This window comes from Novacetimonas hansenii JCM 7643 (genome assembly GCF_000964405.1).
In the GTDB taxonomy this organism is placed as follows: Bacteria; Pseudomonadota; Alphaproteobacteria; order Acetobacterales; family Acetobacteraceae; genus Novacetimonas; species Novacetimonas hansenii.
In genome coordinates this window covers 1-3,947 of sequence record NZ_BANE01000049.1, presented here as the reverse complement: position 1 = coordinate 3,947, position 3,947 = coordinate 1, and the positions used below count along the sequence as shown (strand labels likewise).

Genomic DNA, 3,947 nt, shown 5'->3' with positions numbered 1-3,947 from the left:
GCAAGGCATTGTCAAGCTTGAAAAACTTTCGGATCGGGCTCTAAAAAAGAGAACGGACATGGCTACGGACAATGATTTCTGCTTTTATACCATCAGCAATGCGCCTTATTTTCCAGGTCTTGTTGCCCTGATAAATTCCCTAATCCTCGCGGGTCATACGCAGCCCATCCGGGTGGGGGATTGTGGCCTGACCCCTGCACAGCGGGATGTGCTCAGGACTTGCAGGCAGGTGGAACTCTTTCCCCTGGACCCGGGAAAAATCAAGAACCCCGGGCAGTACAAGGCTTTCGCGCATATTGCCAATGCATCCGGCATTGCCGTGATCATAGATTCCGACATGATTGTCACCGGTTCCCTCAACCCGCTTGTCGCGCAGGCCCGTAGGGGAGGGATCTGCGCCTTTGCCAACCCAATTGACGACCGGTGGTATGCACAGTGGGAGGATATCTTTGCGTTGCCGCATCCACCACGCCGCCAGACATATATCTGTTCCGGTTTCGTCGCCTTTTCAACGGATGTCTGGCCCAACCTGCTGGAACGCTGGTGGCGGGCATGCGAGGCAATTCATTCCCATCCGACCTATCAGGAAGGAAGCGAATGGGATTCGCCCACCGCCCAGTCTGACCAGGATGCCCTTAATGCGATCTTGATGAGCGAGTATGAGGTGGACGCCATCTCACTCGCCCCTGTTGAAAAGCAGGTTTATCGCTGGGATTTCCGTTTCCTTGAAACGCGCGATCGCCATACCCTTGACTGCCGTTTTCAGGGGCAGGCCCCGCTTATCCTTCATGCGGCATTGACGTCCAAACCATGGGAGGAGAGGGGGGCAAGCAATGATACGTACTTTGTTTTCATGCGACGCCTGTTGCTTGGTCCCGATGTCGCCATCAAGGTTCCCCCCCGGATGCTTGCGTCTGTCATCGCCCCCGGGATCTGGCCATGGGTGCGTCGTCAGTCCTGTTTCCTCAAGAACATGGGCATTATGGAATTCTGCCTCTCCTACCTTCCGCCAGCGACCTGCATCAGAAGCAGATATGTGAAGGACCGGTTGAGGGAAATCTATCTGCGCGTGCGCGGAAAATATGCACACCCGCCATCCGCGACGCGACTACTTCCCGAAATACAGGCCAGCGATCAGGTCTGAAGCCTATGAAGAGGGCAGGGGCCATACCTGCCCATCCGCCGGATCTAGAGGAGGCCCTCTTCTTCCTCATCTTCGGCACTCATGATCTGTATCAGTTCCTGCGCCTGTCCATCATGCTCCTTGATCAGGCTGACATTCGCCGGGTTCAGGGGGGGCAGGTTTCCGTGTGCCTGCCCATGTTTCTGGAGAAGCGCCTCCGTCATGCCGAAACAGGTAATTCCCATGACGAAATCACGTGCGGTCATGCCACTGCGTTGAAGCAGGGGTTGCAATGGCTGCATTGCCTCGGTCCGCCGGATGGACATCGCAAGGGTCGTGTTTGGGGTTGCCTTGGGTGGGGACAGGTGCGCCTGCTCAATCTGCTGCATGAGGGGCAGCATGCGTGCGAAGAAATCTTTTGGCAGGGGATATTGTGCGACGGCCTGCATATCGTGCTGCACCGCGGCGTGAACCGCGCGCTCCAGCTCGGCCTTCTGTTCGGGGGTGGGGCCATGGTGCGTCGCGTCCTGCGCCGCCGCCGGGGACGGGGTGGCTGCCTGCCATGTCACCAGCATGGCGCATGCAGTTATCGCCAGAAACGTCTTGTACAAAGAGAAAGAGGACATGGCAGAGGGCTCCTTTGCCCCATCTCATCAAAAAGGGTGGCACGTGATGGCGGCTGATGACATTCGTACTGATTTTGCCGTCTCTGTGTATGCAGTCAATATGGCTGACAATCTGGCCCACCCTGGCCGTGCTGGTTTGCGCTCTTTCCGTCCTGCCGTGTCGGTGATCAGGACATGGGAACCGAACTTTGATGCCTATGATGCGTTGGGGGTGTGCAGCAATGCAATATCGCAGATACCTCGTGAATGTTCCAACGCCCCAACACCGCATATGCATAGGGAGGTGGATATGATGACGAAGTCTGATCTGGGAGTGCCCAATCCCGAACTTGAACTGCTGGCGATGAATATCTGGAACCAGCAGCATCCCGACCGCCCGTGGGAACGACGCGGTAGATTCAGGAACCATCGAAAGATGTCTCATGCCTTGCAGGGCATTCCTGCCTACCCGGAGGAGCAGGCCCGGTTTCGCTTTCTTGCATCGCATGCGATGGCAATAGCAAACCGAACTGCCCCATCCTGAATGGTCATCCTGTTCTTGTCAGGAGTTATATAAAAGCGAGTATTTCAAGAAATTTCGGAATAGATAATTTCAAGATATGTAATTGTCGATTGTCAGAAGTAAGCAGGCAGACGGGGCATAGATCGGTGACGTGATGGCAGGCATGCAATGCCGTACAGGCAGTCTGCATTATAAACTGCTAGATTATATCACCATAAAATAACACTTGGATTATTTGTCCCATGATTCGAATTAAACGATATTTTGGTCTGCTGGCTGCTTCTTTCCTTGGGACATGCATTCTGTCCGGGACAGTTCTTGTCCCGGACGCCTATGCTGACCCAGATGTAATGCCGAGAGAATTCGGACACTGCATGGTCGGTCCTGCTCCAAATACATTTGAGGAAGTTATTGTATTTTGTGGAGAGATGAAAACGGAACCAAGTATCTTAATAAGAACTACGATTGACGTGGAAAGCCCGGAAAAAAAGAGGGTACCAATTTTATATTATTATGAGCTCCATAACAAAGATATAAATAAAAACGTCACGTTCGATTTTGGCTCCTATCATCACATCAACGGTTGGGTTACGAACCCACCAGGAGGGTGGGCCGTGAAAGATAATGATCTTTCACACTGGACGCCAGCACTTCAAGCACTGATGAGTGCTGAAACCTTCAGTGCCACAAGCGATTCAGGTACGAGTACGGTAGACTTAACCGGCTTTAGCCAAGCCTTCCAATATTTCGCAAGCGAATATAAAAGAATTCATCACCAGCCTTTTCCCGCATGGCATTGAGGCGGTCGACTTTATGATCGCCCGCGTTTCCCGGTCGAATATCGGGAAACGCGAATATGAATTACTTGGCCATTTTGGCCTTTTCTTCATCAACCCTATCCAGCAACGCCTTGGCCTCATTTGGGGTTATAATATCCGTGAAGGCGGTTCCATCCGTCGCGACGAACTGAAATTCCCACGGATGGTCCAGGCTGGCGATATATTCAACCGTGCTACGCAGGATGGGTGACAGCAGTTCGACGCTATGCGCGCAATCCATCTCGATCGTCTCGCGGGGCAGGAACCCGTCGACAATCCCGCCATGTGGCATGATTGTTTCCGAGCACTCGCCATTCTTGTTCGTCTGGTTGACGTTGATGAACGCAGGGCCGGGACTGTCCATATATTTCATGTGGGCATAATCCCGGAATTCACTGCCGGTATACGCTTTCTTGCCCCATGCTCCGGCCCCCACGTAAAACAGCGCGTCGCCAGACTTCCCAAGTGGACTGGGCTTCGTCAGGATGGCGGCATCCAGCCATGCCCGCGCCTCATCCACCGATCCCTTTGGCGGCAATCGGTTCTGTCCGATCATGATGGCCGGATCCCACGGCTGGTTCACGACCATTGTCTTTTCCTGAATTTCCGCCTCGGACATTTTCATAAGCCGCTCCGCACGATTTGCGAAAGCGGATGTGGAGACGCCTGCCAGCAGGATGGTCGCGGCAAGGGCAAGACGAAACGGTTTCATGGGGAATACAGATCTCCAAATTCCTTATGAAACCGAATGTAACAGCCCAACTCCCCAAAACCATGCACAAACAGGTATAAGAGTTTTGTGGGACGGCGACAGGTCTCTGTTCAGTTAGAGAGTAAAAAATAAGAAAAGTTTTTGGGTGCCGCCTTTTTTCAAAAAG

The 3,947-nt window shown here is 53.2% G+C and carries 5 protein-coding genes; 3 read left to right on the top strand and 2 right to left on the bottom strand.

All coding sequences use genetic code 11. The features are described from left to right. Positions 1-58 precede the first annotated feature (58 nt). Positions 59-1,144 (top strand): glycosyltransferase family protein, encoded by a 1,086-nt coding sequence (locus tag B7G66_RS03385; RefSeq protein WP_003620422.1) that lies wholly within the window; start codon positions 59-61, stop codon positions 1,142-1,144. A 44-nt stretch (positions 1,145-1,188) separates the two neighbouring features. Here the strand turns inward: B7G66_RS03385 and B7G66_RS03380 are convergent, their stop codons facing one another. Continuing rightward, the gene (locus tag B7G66_RS03380; RefSeq protein ID WP_003620419.1) at positions 1,189-1,749 is read right to left on the bottom strand and encodes a hypothetical protein; all 561 of its coding nucleotides are present in this window, start codon (positions 1,747-1,749) and stop codon (positions 1,189-1,191) included. On the opposite strand from B7G66_RS03380, the gene B7G66_RS18615 reads away from it, so the two are divergent. Beyond that, positions 1,748-2,272 carry a hypothetical protein gene (locus B7G66_RS18615; protein WP_231105640.1) on the top strand — a complete coding sequence of 175 codons (525 nt, stop codon included), beginning with the start codon at positions 1,748-1,750 and terminating at the stop codon, positions 2,270-2,272. The two genes, B7G66_RS03380 and B7G66_RS18615, sit on opposite strands and share 2 nt — an antisense overlap. 221 nt (positions 2,273-2,493) lie before the next feature. Next, the gene (locus tag B7G66_RS17115; protein ID WP_141312820.1) at positions 2,494-3,051 is read left to right on the top strand and encodes a hypothetical protein; all 558 of its coding nucleotides are present in this window, start codon (positions 2,494-2,496) and stop codon (positions 3,049-3,051) included. Positions 3,052-3,112: 61 nt separating this feature from the next. Here B7G66_RS17115 and B7G66_RS03370 read toward each other — a convergent pair whose 3' ends face one another. Then, positions 3,113-3,781, bottom strand: coding sequence for a hypothetical protein (locus B7G66_RS03370; protein ID WP_003620413.1), 669 nt, complete (start codon positions 3,779-3,781; stop codon positions 3,113-3,115). Positions 3,782-3,947: the final 166 nt, after the last annotated feature.

Bases quoted from the DNA above. Each gene is read 5' to 3' on its own strand.
- B7G66_RS03385 (WP_003620422.1), top strand. From the start codon at position 59: ATGGCTACGGACAATGATTTCTGCTTTTATACCATCAGCAATGCGCCT.
- B7G66_RS18615 (WP_231105640.1), top strand. From the start codon at position 1,748: ATGGCAGAGGGCTCCTTTGCCCCATCTCATCAAAAAGGGTGGCACGTG.
- B7G66_RS03380 (WP_003620419.1), bottom strand. From the start codon at position 1,749: ATGTCCTCTTTCTCTTTGTACAAGACGTTTCTGGCGATAACTGCATGC.
- B7G66_RS17115 (WP_141312820.1), top strand. From the start codon at position 2,494: ATGATTCGAATTAAACGATATTTTGGTCTGCTGGCTGCTTCTTTCCTT.
- B7G66_RS03370 (WP_003620413.1), bottom strand. From the start codon at position 3,781: ATGAAACCGTTTCGTCTTGCCCTTGCCGCGACCATCCTGCTGGCAGGC.